Origin of the sequence: Streptomyces sp. TSRI0281, assembly GCF_001905125.1 — a bacterium.
Lineage (GTDB): Bacteria > Actinomycetota > Actinomycetes > Streptomycetales > Streptomycetaceae > Streptomyces.
In genome coordinates this window covers 1-19,178 of record NZ_LWLE01000011.1, presented here as the reverse complement: position 1 = coordinate 19,178, position 19,178 = coordinate 1, and the positions used below count along the sequence as shown (strand labels likewise).

Annotated in this window: 16 protein-coding genes and 3 pseudogenes; 12 read left to right on the top strand and 7 right to left on the bottom strand. The window is 68.2% G+C overall.

Annotated features, from left to right (window positions below; translation table 11 throughout):
• The first annotated feature begins 28 nt into the window (after positions 1–28).
• A pseudogene (locus tag A6A29_RS17190) lies at positions 29–478 on the top strand (DUF6086 family protein).
• 140 nt (positions 479–618) lie between these two features.
• Complete coding sequence (locus A6A29_RS44785) at positions 619–945, top strand: hypothetical protein (protein WP_143197001.1); 327 nt, start codon at positions 619–621, stop codon at positions 943–945.
• 194 nt (positions 946–1,139) lie between these two features.
• On the opposite strand, the gene A6A29_RS17185 is transcribed toward A6A29_RS44785, so the two are convergent.
• The 6 genes from A6A29_RS17185 to A6A29_RS17160 all read right to left on the bottom strand — a co-directional run bounded on the left by A6A29_RS17185 (position 1,140) and on the right by A6A29_RS17160 (position 7,264).
• Positions 1,140–2,528, bottom strand: coding sequence for a cytochrome P450 (locus A6A29_RS17185; protein WP_079182808.1), 1,389 nt, complete (start codon positions 2,526–2,528; stop codon positions 1,140–1,142).
• A 37-nt stretch (positions 2,529–2,565) separates the two neighbouring features.
• Complete coding sequence (locus tag A6A29_RS17180; RefSeq protein ID WP_143197000.1) at positions 2,566–4,575, bottom strand: hypothetical protein; 2,010 nt, start codon at positions 4,573–4,575, stop codon at positions 2,566–2,568.
• Between the two features lie 523 nt (positions 4,576–5,098).
• Complete coding sequence (locus tag A6A29_RS17175; protein ID WP_073720965.1) at positions 5,099–5,545, bottom strand: hypothetical protein; 447 nt, start codon at positions 5,543–5,545, stop codon at positions 5,099–5,101.
• Positions 5,546–5,695: 150 nt separating this feature from the next.
• Positions 5,696–5,947 carry a hypothetical protein gene (locus tag A6A29_RS17170; RefSeq protein ID WP_073720964.1) on the bottom strand — a complete coding sequence of 84 codons (252 nt, stop codon included), beginning with the start codon at positions 5,945–5,947 and terminating at the stop codon, positions 5,696–5,698.
• Complete coding sequence (locus A6A29_RS17165) at positions 5,944–6,288, bottom strand: hypothetical protein (RefSeq protein ID WP_073720963.1); 345 nt, start codon at positions 6,286–6,288, stop codon at positions 5,944–5,946. Before A6A29_RS17165 ends, A6A29_RS17170 begins: the two co-directional genes overlap by 4 nt.
• A gap of 313 nt (positions 6,289–6,601) precedes the next feature.
• The gene (locus tag A6A29_RS17160) at positions 6,602–7,264 is read right to left on the bottom strand and encodes a TMEM175 family protein (protein ID WP_073720962.1); all 663 of its coding nucleotides are present in this window, start codon (positions 7,262–7,264) and stop codon (positions 6,602–6,604) included.
• Between the two features lie 420 nt (positions 7,265–7,684).
• Here A6A29_RS17160 and A6A29_RS17155 point away from each other — a divergent pair, with 420 nt between their 5' ends.
• The 3 genes from A6A29_RS17155 to A6A29_RS17145 all read left to right on the top strand — a co-directional run bounded on the left by A6A29_RS17155 (position 7,685) and on the right by A6A29_RS17145 (position 10,272).
• Positions 7,685–8,200 carry a lytic polysaccharide monooxygenase auxiliary activity family 9 protein gene (locus A6A29_RS17155; protein WP_073720961.1) on the top strand — a complete coding sequence of 172 codons (516 nt, stop codon included), beginning with the start codon at positions 7,685–7,687 and terminating at the stop codon, positions 8,198–8,200.
• A 520-nt stretch (positions 8,201–8,720) separates the two neighbouring features.
• The gene (locus A6A29_RS17150) at positions 8,721–9,494 is read left to right on the top strand and encodes a calcium-binding protein (protein WP_073720960.1); all 774 of its coding nucleotides are present in this window, start codon (positions 8,721–8,723) and stop codon (positions 9,492–9,494) included.
• Positions 9,495–9,888: 394 nt separating this feature from the next.
• Entirely contained in the window at positions 9,889–10,272 is a 384-nt protein-coding gene (locus tag A6A29_RS17145) for a barstar family protein (protein ID WP_073720959.1), read from the top strand.
• 143 nt (positions 10,273–10,415) lie between these two features.
• Here A6A29_RS17145 and A6A29_RS17140 read toward each other — a convergent pair whose 3' ends face one another.
• A complete protein-coding gene (locus A6A29_RS17140; RefSeq protein WP_073720958.1) occupies positions 10,416–11,339 on the bottom strand; it encodes an SDR family NAD(P)-dependent oxidoreductase in 924 nt (307 codons plus the stop codon).
• A 101-nt stretch (positions 11,340–11,440) separates the two neighbouring features.
• Here A6A29_RS17140 and A6A29_RS17135 point away from each other — a divergent pair, with 101 nt between their 5' ends.
• The 7 genes and pseudogenes from A6A29_RS17135 to A6A29_RS46630 form a co-directional block, all read left to right on the top strand.
• On the top strand, positions 11,441–12,106 hold the full coding sequence (locus A6A29_RS17135; RefSeq protein WP_073720957.1) for a TetR/AcrR family transcriptional regulator: 666 nt from the start codon (positions 11,441–11,443) through the stop codon (positions 12,104–12,106).
• Between the two features lie 326 nt (positions 12,107–12,432).
• On the top strand, positions 12,433–13,716 hold the full coding sequence (locus A6A29_RS17130; RefSeq protein WP_079182807.1) for a hypothetical protein: 1,284 nt from the start codon (positions 12,433–12,435) through the stop codon (positions 13,714–13,716).
• A 540-nt stretch (positions 13,717–14,256) separates the two neighbouring features.
• Positions 14,257–14,754 (top strand): NUDIX hydrolase, encoded by a 498-nt coding sequence (locus tag A6A29_RS17125; protein WP_073720956.1) that lies wholly within the window; start codon positions 14,257–14,259, stop codon positions 14,752–14,754.
• A 689-nt stretch (positions 14,755–15,443) separates the two neighbouring features.
• Positions 15,444–16,647, top strand: a pseudogene (locus A6A29_RS17115) (IS3 family transposase).
• Positions 16,648–17,106: 459 nt separating this feature from the next.
• The gene (locus A6A29_RS17110; protein WP_143196999.1) at positions 17,107–17,970 is read left to right on the top strand and encodes a helix-turn-helix domain-containing protein; all 864 of its coding nucleotides are present in this window, start codon (positions 17,107–17,109) and stop codon (positions 17,968–17,970) included.
• Between the two features lie 416 nt (positions 17,971–18,386).
• The gene (locus A6A29_RS44780) at positions 18,387–18,764 is read left to right on the top strand and encodes a hypothetical protein (protein WP_143196998.1); all 378 of its coding nucleotides are present in this window, start codon (positions 18,387–18,389) and stop codon (positions 18,762–18,764) included.
• Between the two features lie 137 nt (positions 18,765–18,901).
• A pseudogene (locus A6A29_RS46630) lies at positions 18,902–19,066 on the top strand (transposase); the annotation flags it as partial.
• Positions 19,067–19,178: the final 112 nt, after the last annotated feature.

The following is a 19,178-nucleotide window of genomic DNA, read 5'->3' as shown; positions in this document are numbered from 1 at the left end:
ACCTTCCCTGGAGGGCTGACCGACCGTAATGTCGACCCGTTGTGACCAGCAGCGAGAGGCTGACGTGAGCCAGTACTACGACGTGGGCGACCAAACCCTGTGGAACCCGTCCAACGGGGCGTCCCGGCTGTTCATGAGCCAGGTCACCGTCTATCAAGCGGAAGTGGGTCTGCCATCCGGCATCGGTCCCATGGAAGCTGACGAGTGTCAGATCGACCCCATCGCATTCGCCGTGTTCGTCGACGCCCTGCTCGCCTGACATGGCAGAACCAGGCACGCCGTCATGGCCACCCTGTCCGAAGGGTTCGTTGCCATGGTGCTGGCCTTGGCTGAGAAAGCGGACATCAAGGTGAACTGGCAGGCGGCCGAGCGCACCGAGAGCGGCTGTCTCAAGACGGCTTCGGATCCCCATGCGAAGGAGTGGACATCCGCACTGCAGCAGAAGTCACGTGCGCTCACCCGGCACATGGCGACCTGAGGCTCTTCTGCCGGCACCTGCGGCAGGCTCCACGTCGACCGACACAGCACCGCGATATCCGCGATCGACGGGAACAGCTCGCTGATACCGGTCTCGAACAGATCGTGTGGGACCTTGGAGAAGAGTCGCAGGAGGGCCGCATGCCAACAGGCGCTGAGAGTGATGAAGAGGTCGTGTGGTGGGTCAGATGCGCCGATGGTCTCATCGGTTCGCTTTCGTCACCGTCCGGCGACCAGCCATGGACGATCGCCCGATTCCATCCCCATCCCGGAGAGGCTTGGGAACGCGTCCGCAGCTTGTTCGAGGCCCAGGCCGAGGCCAGGAGGTGGGGATTTCCCGAGAACAAGGTCAACGCCATCGCGGCGGTCAACGGAATGTCCATCGAGCTGCAACCGGTGGGTGCAGGGGAAGTGATCAGGCCTGTCCTGATCTGCATCGATGGAGAAGAGGCCATGTTCCGCGACTGATCCTTGCGAACCTGGCGGAAGCGTCGGGACATGGACAGTGCTGTGGTGCTCGGAACGACGAGTCTCCTGGCAGACGGGTCCTGAACAAGACGACCCTGTCCACCAGGAGCTTCGTGTACGTGTCCATTCATCTCGACCGGCCGTTCTGTCCTCCTGATTCCGGCCGTCCGTGTGGAGACCGAACTCCGGTACCGCTACCGGGGTGTTACCCGCATCCGGAGTCTGCCCGGTCCGAATGACGCTCCCAGGACGGGGCGGACCTGATCCTGGCCGGGCAGGTGTTTCAGGCTCCAGCGGGCGGTGATGGTGGCGAGGGCGAGGGTGGCCTCGGCCATCGCGAAGGTGTCGCCGATGCACTTGCGGGCGCCGGTGGCGAAGGGGAGGAAGGCGTTGCGGGGAGGCTGGGGGCGCTCGGGGTCCCAGCGGTCGGGGTCGAAGGTTTCGGGATCGGTGTGGAGATCGGGGCGGTGGTGGATGAGGTAAGGGCTGTAGGCGACGTTGGTGCCGGCGGGGAGCGCGTACCCGCCGAGGTGGGTGTCATGGGTGACCGTGCGGGTGAGGAACCAGGCCGAGGGGTACAGGCGGAGGGTCTCGGTGATGATGCGTTCGGTCAGTTCCAGGCGGGGCAGATCGGCTGGGGAGGCCGGGTTTCCGCGCAGGACGGTGTCGACCTCGGTGTGCAGCCGCTGTTCGATCTCGGGGTGGCGGGCCAGTAGGTCCAGTGCCCAGGCCAGGGTGCCGGCCGTCGTCTCCGTACCGGCCAGGAAGACGGTGAGGATCGTGTCGCTGATTTCCGCGTCCGTCATCCCGCGGCCGCCGTCTTCGAGGTCGCGGGCTGCGACCAGGGCCGAGAGCAGGTCGCCGTGGTCGGTGCGATCGGCGCGCCGTTCGGCGATGATCAGGTCACAGGTGTGACGTAGGCGCGTGTGGGCGCGCAGATAGGCACGGTTGTCCGGAGTGGGGAGCCGGTCCAGCGGCGGGGCGAGGAGCATGCGCCGGAAGAGCCCGCCCGCGATGGTCTTGACGTCGGCGATGAGCTGTCCGAGCTCGGCTGCGGGCAGGGAGTTGGAGAACAGGGCGCCGGCTGTGGTCCGGGAGCTGATCGACATCATCTCGGTGGGCACGGCCAGGGTCTGGCCCGGCACCCAGGAACCGGTCACCTTCTCGGTGCAGGCGGTCATGGTTCGTGCGTAGCCCGGAAGCCGGTCGGGATGGAAGGCAGGCTGGGCCAGTCGGCGCAACCTGCGGTGGGCATGGTGCGGACAGCTACTGAGGCCGTCACCCAGGACGTCACGGAAGCGGTCGAACACCGGGCCGCCCTTGTCGAAGAGTCGGTCGTCCAACAGGGCCTGACGGGTCAGCTCCGGATCGCAGATCATGACCAGTGGCACGGGGCCCAGGTGGACGCGGACCAGTGGTCCGTGGGCGGGTAGCGACCTCAGAAGGGCCAACGGGTCCCGTACCAACGGCACCAGGTGGCCGATCAGAGGCCACGCGCCGGGAGCCGGGGGGATCAGCCGTAGGTCTCTCACCCGTGCTGCCGATGTTCTCCGGGTCCCGGCCTCAGGTGTGGTCTCGCTCATCGCGCCTCCTCCTTACGACAGTTGGCGTCCTTCTCGGTCACGGTCGGCGGGGTCGGACGGGGGCGTGGTCCTGGTCGTGGTCCTGGTCCTGGCCCTGGCCCTGGTCGTGGTCGTGGTCGTGGTCCTGCGGTGTCAGGGCGGAGACGATTCCCTCGATGAGCCGGACGCACGGGCCGATTCCGCTGAGTTCCATGCTGCTTGTCAGCGTGCCGATGAATGCGCGGCGGATGGGGATTCCCTGCCGGGGAGGCAGGGAGTAGCTGTCCCAGACCGCGTGGTAGGTGTCGATCGACAGGACGGTGTCGGCGTTGCCGGGCGGGGTGGGGGCGATTCCGGGGCCGGTGATGGTGTGCTCCCAGATGCGGGCCGTCAGGTCGGCGAGTCGGGTGACGACGTCGTGAGCGGTGGTGGCGGTGGTGGCGGTGGTGGTGTCCGTGGCGACGGTGGTGGCGGTCAGGAACAGTTCACGCCACAGGGGCGCCAGTTGCGGCAGCTCGTCGGGCGTGCTCGTGACACAGGCGCTGATGGCCTTGTGTGCTGCGGTGGCACAGGCCCTGGTGGTCGCGGCGCTGGTGCCGGCGGTGACGACGCGTCGTGCGGCCCGTTCGGCGAGTTGATCGACCCAGCGTGTTTCGGGTGTGTCGTCTTCGTACCACAGCGGTTCCCATCCGAGGCCGTGGAGCATGTCTCCGTCAGCGAGCCTGGTCCGCGCGATCGATCCGAGCTGGGGCTTTTCCGCGCTCAGGGAGAACGCCCGCTGACAGTCGCCTCCGGTGGTGGACAGCGCGTGCAACTGGGCGCGTACGTCGTAGCGGGGGGTCACGACGTACCAGGCGAGCGCGCCCATGGCCGTCTCGGCCACCTCCTCGTGCCCGTCTTCTCCACAGTCGCAGGCCAGGACGTCATCGACGACGCGGGCGCACGCGGTGGCGTAGCCGGTGAGCGCCCGGAGCCCTCCTGCGGCGACGGCCAGCAGCGCCTCGTTGCAGGTTTCCCCGTGGGCGTAGTCGGTGAGGATGCCGATGATCTCGTTGTAGCGGTAGGAGTTGTCGATCGCCCGGCGGATCCGGTGGCAGCGGAAAGAGGCGTCGAAGGTTCCGGCGCCGTCGTCGTCGAGCGTCCGGTAGGGCGGTGAGCCGAAACCCAGACGGAAATAGGGCAGCATGGCCGCGTCCCACCACCGGGCCCACATGTACTCCTGGGGGGTCGGCGCACCGCCCGCGTCGGCCAGATACCGGTGCGGGTCGGGGAGCGGGACGGAATCACCTCGCAGGGCGTCCTTGGCGAGCATCACCCCACACGTCAGGACGGTCTCCTGGAGCGCGAGGTCGGCGGCGCGGCCCGCCACGGCCACAGCCCCCTCCGCGGCGGCCTTGACGTGCAAGTCCCGGCCGCCCACCCCGGAGTCGTCGGAGGCGCCGGCGTAGTCGATGGCGCTGGCGAGGATGAACACGGCGCCGAACAGGTCCAGGAACTCACCGGTTCCCCGCGGCAGCCAGAACGTGTTGATGCTGCCCCAATAGTCACGAACCACCATCAACGCGGCCTGGGTGGCGTCCGTGGCGTGCCGCGCGACGTACTCGGAGATGATCGGCCCGGCCTCACCCCCCTTGGCGGGAATGGCAGCGGCGAGCGCGGTCAGCCGGTTCCCCACGGGGTTGCCGGGGCCGGCCAGGATCTGCCGGATGGCTTCCGTGGCGGCCAGGACCGCCATCGGACCGCTCTCCTGAATGCTCCTGGTGACCTCGTCGCTGAACAGCGCGTCCATGAACTCCGCACAGAGACGGTCGCCGTCCGGCGAGCCGGGGATCCTCGACGACTCGTACGGCCGGTAATCGGTGGCGGTCACGACCTGTGCCCCGTCCAGGACGGGGTGCCCGGGAGGCCCCATGGTCAGGCGCGCCAGCCTCTGCCGGCACGCCTGGTCGGCGAGGCCGTCGGCCAGCCGCGCGAGGCTGTGCGGCACCGGACCGCGCCGCTGCCGGACCACAAGCGGGTCAGGGAACCGATCCGACCGCACCCGCGCCGCTTCTTCTTTGCCACCCATGGTCACCTTCCAGAAGTGTCGTGGCTCCGACCGCCACGTGATGAGAAATTCCGATCGCGGTCAGTGGTCGGAGGAGATGAGGGAACGTGTAATGACGGCTCATCCGCTCATCCGCTCATCGGCCTGGCGCTCGGCCGGGAACACGAGCCCGCGGCCGAGCGCGCCGGTCCACGCCGGTCCATGGTCCACGCCGGTCCACGCCGGTCCATGGTCCGTGCCGGTCCACGTCCGCAGCGGAGCGGCTCCGCAGCCACGGTCGAAGGGCCGGTGAAGACACGCGAGAGGGCATCCGAAGGCTTCCACCTGGCGCTCGCCGCCCACCGAGCCGCCGGATCGACCGGCACGTCGACCCGGACATCCCGGACATCACAGCGGCAGCAGTCGAGCGGCAACGGACGACGGGGCGGGGCAGCAGCCACACCAAGCCTGCCCCAGCAGGGGACGTCGTCTCCGCTGCGGTGACTGTGCGTCGCGGTCAATTCGCTGAGCATGGAGGGAAACCGCCCGCACCCGGCCGGGCCGGCTATGCGAAGTCGGCGGCGGGCTCGATCCGCCCGAGGAGGTCCCGCCATTCCGAGGCCGGCAGGACACACGCGGCTCGGCGCAGGTCGACGGGGCGGCCTGTGCCGAGGGACGCGGCGATCTCAAGGAGGGCGAGACGGGGGTCCAGGGCGCCGGGCTCCAGGTGGTCGTCCTTGAGGACCTCCGGTGTGCGGAGCAGTTCCACGATCTGGTCCCAGTCCATCGACGCCGGGTGTTCGGCCGGCTCAAGGATTCCGGCCAGGGCGGAGTCGCGGCTGAACCGGCACAGCCAGTACCCGTCCTGGCAGTGGCCGAGAAGGATGATGGCCCGCCGCATCTGGTAGTCCCCGACACCGGCCAGCAACTGCCGGGCGATCCGGACGCCTTCGGGCAGAGGCAGGCGGCGGGAAGGCGGCTCTTCGACGACGGCGTCGACTTCGATGGTCATGCGGCCACTGTGCTGCCCGCACGGGTCTCGCACGCTGCTCACGCCGATTTCTCACTCGAAGAGGCGTCCCGGCACGAGCAATGAGGAACGGAACGCGGCACAGGAACGGAACGCGTCACAGGTACGGAACGCGGCACAGGTTGCGAAGGGTCAGGCGGGCCCGGCGTACGCGATGGCCAGCACGGTGAGCGTGCGGGTGTCGTGGCCGAGGAGGACCACTGCGGTGACATGGCCCTGGGCGACGGTACGGATGATGCCGTCGTCCTGACCGTACGGCTCGGAACGCCCGAGCGGGTCCTCCTGCGCGTCGACCAGGATGAGTGCGAGGTCCCGGCGGGCAAGCTCGGGGAGCTGCTTGTACGTGTCGAAGACGTCCGCGGGAAAGTGGAGCCGGTAGGTCACGCCGCGCCCTGGCCGTGATCCTGCGGGCCGGTGCGGTTGCCGCGGCGGCGGGTGGGGGCGGTCCGGTCGTGGCGGGCGCCGGCATCGCGCAGGATGTCCGCGGTCATGTCCCGCGCCTCGAACCCCTCGGGCAGAACGCCACGGACCTTCATGCTCACCCGGGCCGCCTCGATCATCGGCCGCGCTCTTTCAAGGTCCTCGGCCGCGGCCGCCCATCCGTCGAGTACAGCGGGAAGACTGTCGATCGGGGTCAGGTTGACATCCTGGAGGAGCTGCTGGCGTGATGCGGAGTGGGGGAGCGCGACATGCAGCCGGTCCACCGTCCAGTCCTCGTGCCCCATGTGATGTCCCTTCACGTGCGACGTGCTGTCCGGTGGCCCAGGGTAGCCGTCCGGGGTCCGGCGCTCGGGCGCAACCCGGAAGGCCGCGTTCGCTCAGGGGCGGGCGGCTGGGGAGACGAGCTGCGTCTGGGGCGGTGGGGGCGGGGGTGGGGGTTGGGGGTTGGGGGGAACTTCCGAGCCCGGCTTGGTGGACAGCTCGGTCGGCCGCGGCCTGATTCTCGCGGTGCGGGCATCGGCCCCCAGCGTTCTGGGTGCGCTCCGGGAAGAGTGCAGCGTGGTGCGGCTCACCGCCGTTGCCGTCGGAGGCTCCGGGTCATGGGCGAGGGCTGTCGGCGGTGTTCCGGCGGGACTGCCATCGCCCGTGCCGCGCGAGAGCCATTCTGGCGGGGATCAGCGCCAGCCAGGTCCAGATGGCCGCGGTCGTCGAGATGTAGGCGATCGGCACCGTTGCCGCGAAGACCAGGGCCGTGGTGCTCAGGTCGGTGACGACGTTGAAGCGGTAGTGGCCGGAGGCGGGACCGCGGCGGTGGGGACGGCACCCGGAGGTGATCAGAGCGGCCAGTTGCAGCAGGTTGATGATGACCATGGTGGTTGCGTACAGAGCGACCGCCAGAGGTTGCGAGGCGTACTCGGACAACATGGTGGTGGGGAAGGGGACCAGCGCGATTACTCCGAGGCTGGCGAGCGTGAGCCGCATGCACAGCCCGTCCGTCCGGCGCGTCAGCTGCAGGATCCGGCGGTGGTCGCGCCAGATACCGGCGAGGATGCCGAAACTCAAGGCGTAGGCGCCGATCTTGGGCAGCAGATCGTGCGCCATGCGGCGGAAATCCGCCGCGTCCAGTCCGGCGGTGACATGAATGTCGAGGACCAGCAGCGTCATGGAGATGGCGAAGATTCCGTCGGACAGGGCGGTCAACCGGTCCAGACTCTTCTCGTCCGACTTGTCAGCTCTACCAGGTACAGCGTGAACAGTCATTGCTGCAGGCTTCTTCATCGCACCCGCCGTGGGCAAGCCGAACCGCGTGTGGCGGAACATCCTTGGTCATGTTCACGAGTTCGGCTCCGGCTCACCGTCAGGGGCTGGTGGCTGTTGACTGTCGCTTCGCCGTGAAGTGGGAAGTCAGCGGTGCCCTTGCCGGTTTCCTGTGCCTGGGGGCAGTACGACCTCTCCCGCGCGGCCGGCGCCGGCTCGGTGCACCGCCGGGACAGCCCGCTCCGCAGGACCCGCCGGCAGCCGGACGCGGTGGTCGCGCCCGAACACTAGCTTGGTCTAGACCAAGAAGGGTACGCTTCCGTCGCCACTCATGGCGGCCCGTCGCCATGGAGTTGCTGCTTGACATGCGCATGTCTGTCCTGCTTCGAGCGGGCAGGCGCGGACCCCCACGGAGGAGTTGTCATGAAGAGCAAGAAGATGCTGGCCGTCGCCATCGGCGCGGGGATCGCCCCGCTCCTGGCCGTGAGCCTGCCTGCCGGCAGCGCGAGCGCGCACGGCTACATATCCTCGCCTCCCAGCCGGCAGGCCCAGTGCGCCTCCGGCGTGGTCTCCTGCGGTTCCATCAAGTACGAGCCGCAGAGTGTCGAGGGCCCCAAGGGGCTGACCAGTTGCAGCGGAGGGAACGCCGCCTTTGCCGAGCTCAACAACGACGGCAAGGGCTGGAAGGTCACTCCGGTCAGCCGGACGACCAGCTTCAACTGGCGGCTGACAGCACGGCACGCCACCAGCACCTGGCAGTACTACGCGGGTGGCCGGAAGATCGCGGAGGTCAACGACGGTGGCGCCCGGCCCGGCGAGACCGTCACCCACCAGGTGAACTTCGGCAGCCTGACCGGCAAGCAGAAGGTGCTGGCCGTGTGGAACATCGCCGACACGGCCAACGCCTTCTATGCCTGCGTGGACGTGAATGTGAGCTGACACGGTGCCGCACCATCCGGCCCCGCCAGGACGAACCGCGACTTGGCGGGCCCGGACGGCGCCTCGTGCGAACGGTGCGCCGACCGCTCCGGGCACCGGGTGGCTCGTATCTGTGCGCAGGCGATCGCGCCCGTCCTCTCCTGGCCGCAGGGAGACGACGGGCGCGATCGACTCGGTCGGCCGGGCCCAGCGGTGCGAATCGGGGCTCCACAAGGTCTGGGCGAGCACGGTGTTTCTCCGGTTCGGCGCCCTCAAGCCCTTCCCCGTGGTCCGTCTCGTGGCGCCGGCCGGCGAACCGGGCCGGGCGACGAACCGGGCCGGGGGCGGCGCCACGAGGACGTCCGGGGCACCGGAGCGCGCCGCCCGCGGCCGGAGTCCTCGTCCCGAACACCCCACGAGTTCCCGCTCGTGAGGGCGGATGCAAGGACGTCGTCGCCCTCGCGACCACCCACAGGATCCCGCGACAGACACTCCGCCCAGCAGAATCGACCCATCGGTCGCCCCAAAGAGATGAGGCCCCATGAACCGGCACAAAGCCACCGTCCGCGTGGTCGTCGTGACCCTGCTCGCCACCGGCCTGGCCGCCGCCCCGGCAGCCGCGACCTCCGCCGCCACCGGGGGGAAGGCCCGCGTCGGCGCCGACTGGGCGGCGCAGTCGATCGTCTTCACCGCCGCCGCGGGACAGGCCAACGACCTTCACGTGATCCCCATGGATCTGGGCGCCGGGGTCCGGCGGATCGGCTTCCGCGACGCGGTCCCGCTCGAACCCGGCGACCACTGCGCGTACCTCGAACCCGGGGACGACACCTACGTCGTCTGTGAACTGCCCACCGGCAACGTCCGGCCGGACAGGATCGACGTCTTCCTCGGAGACGGCGACGACAGGATCGCCACCAGCGACCCCGGGGTCGCCACCGTCCACGGCGGCCCCGGCGACGACGAACTGCACGCCCACACCGCGCACACGGTGCGGGGCGACGCGGGGGACGACATGGTCATGGGGCGCGTGATCCTGGACGGCGGCGACGGCATGGACCACTTGATGGGCGACGACAGCGACCAGCGGCTGTGGGGCGGCCGGGGCGACGACATGATCGAGGCGTACGGGGGTGCGGACCTCGTCTACGGCGGCCCGGACGACGACCACGTCATGGGCGGGGAGGGCAACGACATCGTCCTCGGCGGCCTCGGCGACGACACACTGCACGGCGAGGGCGGCGACGATCTGGTCGGCGGCGGCCCGGGGAAGGACACCGTCGACGGCGGACCGGGCCGCAACATCGTTCTCCCGTAGGTGCCGCAGGCCCAGCGGGCCCGGCATGATCCAAACGGAAGGCCCTCGTCATGCTTCGTTGCCTTCGGTGTTCTTTCTTTCCCTGGTGGTGGGCATCTCCGGCGTGTGAAGCCGGGGTGATGTGGAGCGGATCCGGGGAGAGTCGGCCGCGCGGATCACCGCGAGCAAGCACGGCCCGGGGGTGGCCGTCCCCGGCGCCGCCCGATACCGGGCGCCGCCACCCTCACCCGGGCCCGACTGGACCATCGGCCGGACGGGAAGCTCGCCCCGTCGGCAAGCTGCCCATTCGGCACGTCGGCGATGATTCCAGCGGCGCGCCGGCCTGCGACGGTCCTGCCGGCAGGCAGTTGGAATCGGAGCGACACGGTGCGGAACCGCACGTATTCTCCGAGCCGTGACACCGACATATGTGCTGGACGGCACGCGGATCAGAACGCTGGAAGACTTCTGGCGAGTCATCGGCGAAGCGATCAATGGTCCCGGGGGCTACTTCGGTCGAAACCTCGATGCCTTCTCCGACTGCCTCAGCGGTGGCTTCGGAGCGCCGGACGACGACTATGCGGTGGAGTGGCGCGACCACCAGGTGTCTCGCGAGCATCTCGGCCATCCGGAGACAGCCCGGCAGTTGGAGATCCGGTTGGCACGCTGTCACCCCACGAACCGTCCGTCTGTCAGCGCTGATCTGGCCGCGGCGAGAGAAGGACGCGGACCCACTGTCTTTGATTGGCTGGTCGAGATCTTCGACGATCGTGCTCCCGGCGTCCTGCGACTCCTGTGACAGGCCACGAGGACATCCGGACGGCCGTTGAGCTTGTGTGAGCACGGTCAGCGGCAGCGAGGGCGAGGACCACGGGCCGCTCCGGCGCGCGTCCACGTCGGCGACCAGGAAGCGGTGCACACCGTGGGAATCCGGTTGCGGCCTCAGGAATCACTCCGCTGCGGAGGCACCGCTGAAAATGTCACCCCGGTGAGCTCCTCGGAGACGGTCCACAGGCGTTGCTGTGCGGCCTGGTCGTGGGAGTCGGGGCTGGAGGTGACCGGCTTCGGGTAGCCGCGGAGCTCCCTCCGGCCGCCGGGGCCGTAGTACTGGCCGCCGGTGACGGCCGGATCGGTGGCGGCGCGCAGGGTGGGCAGGGCGCCCATCTCGGCCTTCTGGGTGAGCAGCGGCGCGAGCCAGGTGATGGGCACGCGAAGCGCGGCGGGTGTGTTGCGGGTGAGTTCGGTGTGGGATACGCCGGGATGGGCCGCGACTGCGACCGTGGTGCCGTGCGGTGCGAGCCGGCGCTGCAGTTCGTACGTGAACATCAGGTTGGCGAGTTTGGCCTGGCCGTAGGCGGCGGCGCGGCTGTACGAGCGCTCCCACTGCAGGTCGTCGAAGTGGATGGCGGCCCGGATGCGGTGGCCGATGCTGCTGACCGTCACGACGCGGGAGCCGGGGACGGGCAGGAGCCGGTCCAGCAGCAGGCCAGTCAGGGCGAAGTGGCCGAGGTGGTTGGTGCCGAACTGCAGCTCGAAGCCGTCGACGGTGGTCTGCTTCGGGGTGTACATCACGCCCGCGTTGTTGATCAGAAGGTCGATGCGCGGGCGGGCGGTGCGCAGGTCGGCCGCCGCGGACCGGATCGAGTCCAGGGAGGTCAGGTCGAGGGCCTGGACGGTGACGTCGCCGGCCATGCGGGCGGCTGCCTGCTTTCCCTTCTCGACGTCGCGGACGGCCAGGACCACCGCTGCCCCGCGTGCGGCGAGCATCCGGGCGGTCTCGAAGCCCAACCCGGTGTTGGCGCCGGTCACGATCGCGACCCGGCCGTGCTGATCAGGGATGTGCTGCTCGGTCCAGTTGCCGCTCACGACGCACTCCTGAAGAAACCATCGGTCTGTTAGGGGAATCAACGTAAAAGACCGCCGGTCTTCTGTCAAGAGACCGGCGGTCTCTAAGATAGGCTGATGACGTGACATTCCAGCGGGCGCGAAGCGCGGAGCAGCGGGAGATCCGTCGCCGGGCGATCCTGGACACGGCGGCGGCGATGCTCGACGAGATGACCGTGGCCGAGGTGAGCCTCAACGAACTCAGCCGGCGGGTGGGCCTGGCCAAGTCGAACGTCCTGCGGTATTTCGAGTCGCGCGAGGCGGTGCTGCTCGAACTGCTGGACGTTTCTCTGGAGAGCTGGCTCGCGGAGTTGGCGGGCGAGCTGGCCGCGGACATCGAGGCGCCTGCGGCACCGGAAGTGCGGGCAGGCCAGCTGGCCGAGGTCCTCAGCCGGTCACTGGCAGACCGGGTGGTGCTGTGCGACCTCTTCGGCGCGCAGGGCGGAGTCCTTGAGCACAACGTCTCGGTCGAGGTGGTCAAGCGGCACAAGCGTTCCGCCCTCACGCGGCTCGCGGCCATGGTCGAGCTCGTGCGCCGCCACGTGCCCGAACTCGGCGACGGAGCGCAGACGTTCTGCCTGATGAGCCTGGTCTCGGCGGGTGCCCTGTCGGCGTACGTCCCGCCGCCACCCAGCCTCGTTGCCGCCTACGCGGACGAGCCCGCCCTCGGCGTGCTCCACCTGGAGCTGCGTGACGCACTGCGGGTCTCCTTCACCTCGGCGCTCCTGGGCGTGCTGCCGCGCGCCTGAACCTTTCCGTCAGGCTCACATCGGACGCAGCAGCACCGCACTCATGGAGCTCGCCGGTGAACTCCCGGCTGTCGTCCTCAGCGGCCTTCTCGGCATACGGATCAGCACCGCCCGCTCTGGTCCCAAGAGTCGGGCAACAGCCGACCGGGATACGCGACAGAGGTGGCACGGGGTGAACTCGGCGAGAACTGATGGGCCGGTTCACCAGTACACCCCGGCGAAGTGATGTCACACCCATCATGACAGGTCAGAGGCTGTTTTCGTAGGAGGAACGGCACAGCTGACCCGCCTTGTTCGGCCCTCTCCGGGCACTCAGAATCTCCGTTATGAATCACTCGGGGAAAGTCGATCAGGACGACATCGTGCGAGCGCGGAATGTGCTTCTCGCGTCGGGACGCCGCACGCCGCGCGAAGAAGTCGATGCCTACCGGGTACTCGCTCAGGTCAGCCCCGCCTCGTACCTGCCGCTCCTGGCCAAGGCGCTGCAACGTCTGAGCTACGACAGCAGCTCCGGCAAAAAGCATCCGGCCTGCCTCGCGCTGCACGAGGAGGCGGTGGCCGCGGCGCGGTCCATCGATCCGGCCGAACCTGTCCGTGCGGATGTGCTGTACGGGGCCCTCAACACGTGCCAGAGAGAGCTGTACAGCCTGGGTCGACGCGCCGAAGGACTCGCCCTGCGCGCCGAGATGCTCGCCATCGGCCGTGCACAGGCCGAACTGTCCGGAACCTCCGTGGTCAAAGGGCTGCATGAGTGGGCTGCCGGACTTTCCGACGAAGGCCGGTATGCCGAGGCTGCCGATGCCATGACCGAGCTGGTCGCGGCAATCCTGCCCAACGGGCCCAGCAGTGGGGCTCTCGCCTGGTCACTCCTGGACTGGATCGCCGCTCTCCACGACGCCGGCCGGTCCGGCGAAGCACTCGCCGCGTTCGAGACACTCGTCGGCATGGAAGCGGCCGAAGCCGCGAACGACCGCGGCCCGATGGCCTGCCATCTCTACTCGCTCATCGGGTACGCGCAGATGCTCGACACCCACGGCCGGGGCGAGCAGGCGGCCCTCGCGCGGCAAGAGGCACTCGCCCTGCTGACGGAGCTGGCCGATACCGGTGAACGGAAATCCTGGAGTGGCTACCAGACGTCGTACTGGACGGTGCTGCTGACCTTCTCCGGTGCCGAAAGCGATCGGCCCGCGTACGACGGACCGCGTCCGCCTTCGGGTGCGGCGCCCACGCAGTGGTCGCCCGATGCCAAGCGGCGGTACTTCGACAGCCGTCATGCCCTCCGCGAAGAGGTGGACGCCCTGGCTCCGCAAGCCGCCGAGGATCCGGACCAGCACCTGGCCGAGCTGGTCCGCCTGCATCGCGTCCTCACCATCCGCTCCGCCGTCCACTGGGAGAAACGCACCCATCTGTTCGCGGAGCAGGTGCACTCCCTGTTCGACGAGGGAGTGAGCCTGGCCCGCCGGCTGTCTCAGTACGACCCGGCAGAGGGAACACGAACACTGGCCAGGATCCTGATCGACCGATCGACCTTCCACACGGCCACCCGCGAGTTCGGGCCTGCCCTCGATGACTTCCGCCAAGCCTTGAGTTGCCTGGGGGAGGCCCACTAGCCCGAGCCGGGCCAACGCCCGTACCAGGCCTCGTACACACAAGCAGCTCGCGTCGGAGTGAGAAAGATCGGCCGTTCCGTAACTTCCCGTGGACCGGGTTACGAGTAGCGGGGGATTGTCGTGCGGGCGGGCAGCGGGCTGTCCGTACGGAAGGGCTTCGTGCGTTTCTCTCTGCGGGTCAAAAGTGCGGGTGGCGTAGTGGGTCTGGAGTCCGGTTCCGGCGGCGACCCCGATCGCGCGGTGAGCCGCTGGGTCATTTTCCCTGAGCGCGGCCCCGCCCCGCGTGTCCTGGACGGGGCTCGGTGCCCTCGCCGCCGGCCTTGCGGACGACGGCGGCGTGCTCGATGGAGCCGGACTTGCCCGCTTTTTTTGACGAATGTCGGTACGTTCGGGTGTGCGAGGCTGCGGAACAGCTCCTGGCTCGGAGCAGCTGAGAACGTATGGGCACCCTGAAGACGATCGCCGTCCCCTTGCGGGCACTGGTATTCCGGTGGCGAATGACCAGTTGACGTAGGCCAGGATGACCCAATGAGCCAAGAGATGGACGGTGCAGTCGAGCCGATCGCAGGCGAGCCGAAGCGGGGAAGTTTCCGGCTGGCGGCGTACGCCGTGTGCATCGAGGACGGGCGGGTGCTACTCGCCCATCACGTGTCAGGAAACTGGACTCTTCCGGGCGGCAGAGTCGAGCACGCCGAGGATCCTTTCGACGCGGTGATCCGGGAGGTTGCCGAGGAGACCGGCTGCGACGCAGCGGTCGAACGCCTGCTGGGCGTGGACTCAAGAGTGATTCCCGCGGCCGTCGCGCGTGCGGGAATCGAGCACCAGAATGTCGGCATCTTCTACCAGGTCCGTATCACTGGCGGCCAACTCCGTCCTGAACCGAACGGCGAAACCGTCGAGTCGGTCTGGACTCCCGTCCCCGAGGTCGCACGCCTCCGCCGATCATCGCTGGTCGACATCGGCCTCGCCCTGGCGCAGACCGTTCCGGCAACCGGCCACGTCGCACCCGTCCCGGTCGTCGGCCTGATCCAGAACTGAGGCGGCCACCAACATCTCCCTGGCCCGCTCGACGGGTCAGCGGAGTGCGCGCTTCTCGGCCGTCATCCGGCTCGCATGATCGACGAGCTGCCTCGGCTGTGTAGGCGGCTTTGATGGCTCCTGCGGCCCACCGCTCGGCCGCCGGCCAGCGGCTTCCCGGGCCATTGTGTCGGAAAGAGCCAGAGTGCGTTCAGCTCGTTCGACATCACCACATGCTCATGGCCGCGGGCGATGCCGACAAGGTGAAGCACGAGCCCGTCCAGGGATGGCGGCAGCCTCAGCGGCACATTGTCTGAGCTGAAGGGCGGCGCCCTTCTCGTCGGCGTTGTCGTTGAGGAACTGCGGGGAGTCCAGGGCAGGGGCAGGCCGTCGCCCCGATCTGGCGGGGCACGACGTGAACGTGGAGGCGTTCTTCGCGATCCGGGTGTCTCGCGAGACAGGGGCGATTGCTATGCCGTCAGCTCGTCACGTTCACCCAGATGGGCATGGGCTGTACGGTCAGCGCTTTGCCCGGCTGAAACCCATTGGAGTACCCCGCCGCCCGACGGGATCATGAGCTGCCGCCGTGCCGCACCCGGGACGGCGGCCATTTATGTGCCGCCCTGGGAGGAGCTCTGTATGACGGGCCTTGACCCCTGATGTTGGACACACGAGACACTGGATCCTGAGGATCTGAGGACGGACATCTCGTGGTCATGAAGAACTACCCGCCGCAGTTCAAGGCGGACGCGGTCGCGCTGTACGAGTCGCGGCCCGAAGCGACGATCAGGTCGGTCGCCGCCGATCCGGGGATCAATCCGGAGACGCTGCGGAACTGGGTCCGGGCGGCTGGAGCGAGTGGTCCACGAGGGCGCCGCACGCAGGAACCGGCCCAACCGCCGGCCCCGTTGGAGGCGGAGAACGCGGCTCTGCGGAAGAAGGTCCGCGAGCTCGAGGAGGAACGCGAGATCCTGCGGAAAGCGGCGAAGTATTTCGCCGGGGAGACGCGCTGGTGAACCGCTTCCAGTGCGTCGCCGACCATCAGCGCCGTTACGGCGTGAAGCGGCTGTGCAGCATCCTCGGCGTCAGCCGCTCGTGCTTCTGCTACTGGCGCCGGACAGCCGCGGACCGGGCCGCCCGGCAGGCGGCCGACGCGAAGCCGGCCTCCCGGATACGGGCCGTGCACCAGGAATCGGACGGCACCTACGGAGCCCCGAGAATCACCGCCGGGCTCCGCGAGACGAGCGGTGAGGCGGTCAACCACAAACGGGTCGCCAGGATCATGCGGGCGTCCGGGATCGAGGGAGTCCGGTTGCGCAGCCGGCACCGCACGACCGTCCCCGATCCGGCAGCGGCCAAGGCGCCGGACCTGATCGGCCGCGACTTCACCGCCACGGTCCCGAACACGAAGTACGCCGGCGACATCACCTACCTGCCCCTCGACGGGGGGAAGTTCTGCTACCTGGCGACCGTCCACGGCCTCGCCTCGCGCCGTCTGGCCGGCTGGGCGATCGCCGACCACATGCGCGCGGACCTCGTCACCGACGCCCTCGCGGCGGCAGTCCGCACCCGTGGCAGCCTCGCCGGATCGATCATGCACACCGACCACGGAGCCCAGTACACGAGCAGAGCCTTCGCCCGAGCCTGCAGGTCAGCAGGGGTTCGACGAAGCATGAGCACGGTCGGGTCCAGCGCGGACAACGCACTCGCCGAGCCTTCAACGCGATCTTTAAACGCGAGACCCTGCAAGGGCGAAAGAGCTGGCCAAACGAGCGCGAGGCCCGACTCGACGCCTTCAGACGGCTCCACCGCTACAACACCCGACGCCGACACTCCCGCCTCGGACAACGATCACCAATTGCCTTCGAGAACGCCTTCCACCTCGCGCCAACTACGCTGGCACCAGCCGCATAATCCGTGTCCAGGATTCGGGGTCAAGGCCCGCACCGGCCTGACCCTGACCAGCTGACACGATCAGGCCGACATCACCCAATCAAGTTCAGTAGCGCTGCGATTCCGCATATCCAGAGGGCATTTTTCCCGAATTCAGCAGACTTTCTGTGAGCGGAATTCACCCGTTCAAGCTCTTCGTCGGCCCTGCCGATGAGCTCAGGAGTCATGACCCGAGCAAGTTGCGATGAAACTCGGTAACCGAACTCCTCGGCCAGCATCGCGCCCCCGATCCTATGCTTCGACCTCCATTGAACCGTCAGGTGGCTGGCACGGGTAGAGGCTGAATGCGTATCCGCCCGATTGTCCGGTTGTCGTCTTCACCATGACGGGACAGTTCATCCAGACTGCGCGTCAGGGGGCAGAGTCTTGGACAAAGGCGCACTCGGCCTTCCGCGGGCGGCAAAGAAGGGGGGCGCCGCCGTGGAACGCCCTGATCAAGGCGAAAGAGTTCACGGCCGCCCCTCGGCGGAGTTGCGGAAGCAGGTCATCAAATACCGTGGCTACCGGATGGCCGGGGCAAGACCCGCGAGGACCAGCCTGCCCGCAGGATCGGTAACGTTGCTCCTGGGGTGGGGCACCCCTCTCCACCTGCGTGACAGCCCCGGCAACGATGCACCTCTGGGCCAATGGCCCTCACTGATCGCGGGTGTGCAAACCGTCCCTGTGCTGGCCGGCTACCCAGGGCCCGGGCACGCGATCGAAGTCGACTTCACTTCCCTCGGCGCGCATCGCTGTCTGGGGGTACCTCTGCACCACCTCGCGGAAACAAGGGTTCACCCCGATCACGTCATGGGCACCGGCTGGACCGAGAGAATCACTGAACGGCTCGCAGCTGCCCAGGACTGGCCTGGGCGCTGGGCCATCATCGACAACAGCCTCATGAACCGCTGCGCCGAACGCCCGCCCCCATCACCGCTCATGACCGAGGCATGGCACCTGCTGCTCACCCATGACGGCAACATGTCCATGAGTGAACTGGTCACAGCCACAGGACGAGGCAGGCGCCGCATCCAGGCCCTCTTCCGAGAGCACATCGGTGTACCGCCGCAGACGCTCTCCCGGATCCTCCGGTTCCAGCACGCACTCACGGTGCCTGCCACGGAATACCGGTCCCTGGCCGAACTCGCCACCATGACCGGCTACTACGACCAAGCACACATGAACCGGGACTTCCATTCCCTTTCCGGCTACACCCCCAGGCAGCTGCGCAGCATCACCGCCCAATCCGCAACGACAGACACTTCTGACAACGACAGCTGCTTCAGGGATTTCTTCGCGCGCTGAACAGTCGCGGGAAGAAGCGCGGGCTGCACCGCGCTGGTATCGATCTCCCATCGTCCCGGGCGACGGCTTCCCTGCCCGGGATCGGGCCCGGGGGAAGAGCGCGCATGCCAGCGGTTGCGAGGTCCGGCCAGTGGCTGGCGACGTCCTGTCCGGGCCAGACGCACAGCACCGCACCGTCCTCGCTACGGGCCCAGCACAGTGCGGTCATCACCGGGACCGGCACCCAGTACTTCCGGACGGCCAGCACTGCCACCAAGCACAAGGCGGCCGGCCAAAGCGTACGGCGCACCGGAGCGCGGGGCGGCAATAGATGCCAGGCACGTATGGGAGACCGGGTTCGCGTTTGTACAAGACGCGCCACCGCCCGCGGCTTCAATATGACGCTGTCCACGACGGAACGAACCGAAGGAGCACCCATGCGCTTCCGTACGGCTCTAGAAAAGATCACTGCAGGTGCTATAGGCGCGGCCACGCTGGCCATGATGTTCACCGCCACGGCTCCTGTCGCGTCCGCAGCAGCCGGCAAGAGCAACCTTGGCCCCGAAATCCGTGAGGTCTCTGCTGCCACGTGGACCCCAACCACCACATTGAACAATGGCCCGATCAGGGAGTGCTACGCGGCCGGATGTGCCGAGGTATGGCGGCCGGGCACCGGCGAAACCGTGCGCTGGAGCCACTACGCCTACAACAGTTCCGGCAACCGTTGGTATTACGTCCAGTACGTCGTCGGCAACGGCACGCCCCACACCTTCTACGGCTGGATCTACTGCGGCAATGTAACCGCTTCCTGCTGAGTGAGCTCTTCCGATCTCGCCCGTTGCGTCAGTGCCAACATCTGCTACGGAGCCAAGCAAGGGACTGGCCAAGGAATCGGCCGTCAAGGCGCGCACCCAGGCGATGAACGAGCTCAAGGCCGTCCTCCTGGTCCCGAGGCATCTGGTCACTCCTACGGCGCGGCAGGCTCTCCAACGTCGCCTTCAGCACGCCAGAGCACCTCGTCCGCCGCATCCGACACGGCCTACGCCCCATCCAATACCGCAGTCACCTCATCGACGGCTGCCTCACCGAAACCGGCCTGACCATCAGACCCGCCTGACGGCAGGGCGACAACACGAGTTCAACCTCAGTAGCTCGGTGCCCTCGCTCCGGGGTGTCGGCGACGGGTGAATCGTGACCCTCTGACAGCGGATCAAAACTGACCCACCTCG

Bases quoted from the DNA above. Each gene is read 5' to 3' on its own strand.
- A6A29_RS44785 (WP_143197001.1), top strand. From the start codon at position 619: ATGCCAACAGGCGCTGAGAGTGATGAAGAGGTCGTGTGGTGGGTCAGA.
- A6A29_RS17185 (WP_079182808.1), bottom strand. From the start codon at position 2,528: ATGAGCGAGACCACACCTGAGGCCGGGACCCGGAGAACATCGGCAGCA.
- A6A29_RS17180 (WP_143197000.1), bottom strand. From the start codon at position 4,575: ATGGGTGGCAAAGAAGAAGCGGCGCGGGTGCGGTCGGATCGGTTCCCT.
- A6A29_RS17175 (WP_073720965.1), bottom strand. From the start codon at position 5,545: ATGACCATCGAAGTCGACGCCGTCGTCGAAGAGCCGCCTTCCCGCCGC.
- A6A29_RS17165 (WP_073720963.1), bottom strand. From the start codon at position 6,288: ATGGGGCACGAGGACTGGACGGTGGACCGGCTGCATGTCGCGCTCCCC.
- A6A29_RS17160 (WP_073720962.1), bottom strand. From the start codon at position 7,264: ATGACTGTTCACGCTGTACCTGGTAGAGCTGACAAGTCGGACGAGAAG.
- A6A29_RS17155 (WP_073720961.1), top strand. From the start codon at position 7,685: ATGAAGAGCAAGAAGATGCTGGCCGTCGCCATCGGCGCGGGGATCGCC.
- A6A29_RS17150 (WP_073720960.1), top strand. From the start codon at position 8,721: ATGAACCGGCACAAAGCCACCGTCCGCGTGGTCGTCGTGACCCTGCTC.
- A6A29_RS17130 (WP_079182807.1), top strand. From the start codon at position 12,433: ATGAATCACTCGGGGAAAGTCGATCAGGACGACATCGTGCGAGCGCGG.
- A6A29_RS17125 (WP_073720956.1), top strand. From the start codon at position 14,257: ATGGACGGTGCAGTCGAGCCGATCGCAGGCGAGCCGAAGCGGGGAAGT.
- A6A29_RS44780 (WP_143196998.1), top strand. From the start codon at position 18,387: ATGCGCTTCCGTACGGCTCTAGAAAAGATCACTGCAGGTGCTATAGGC.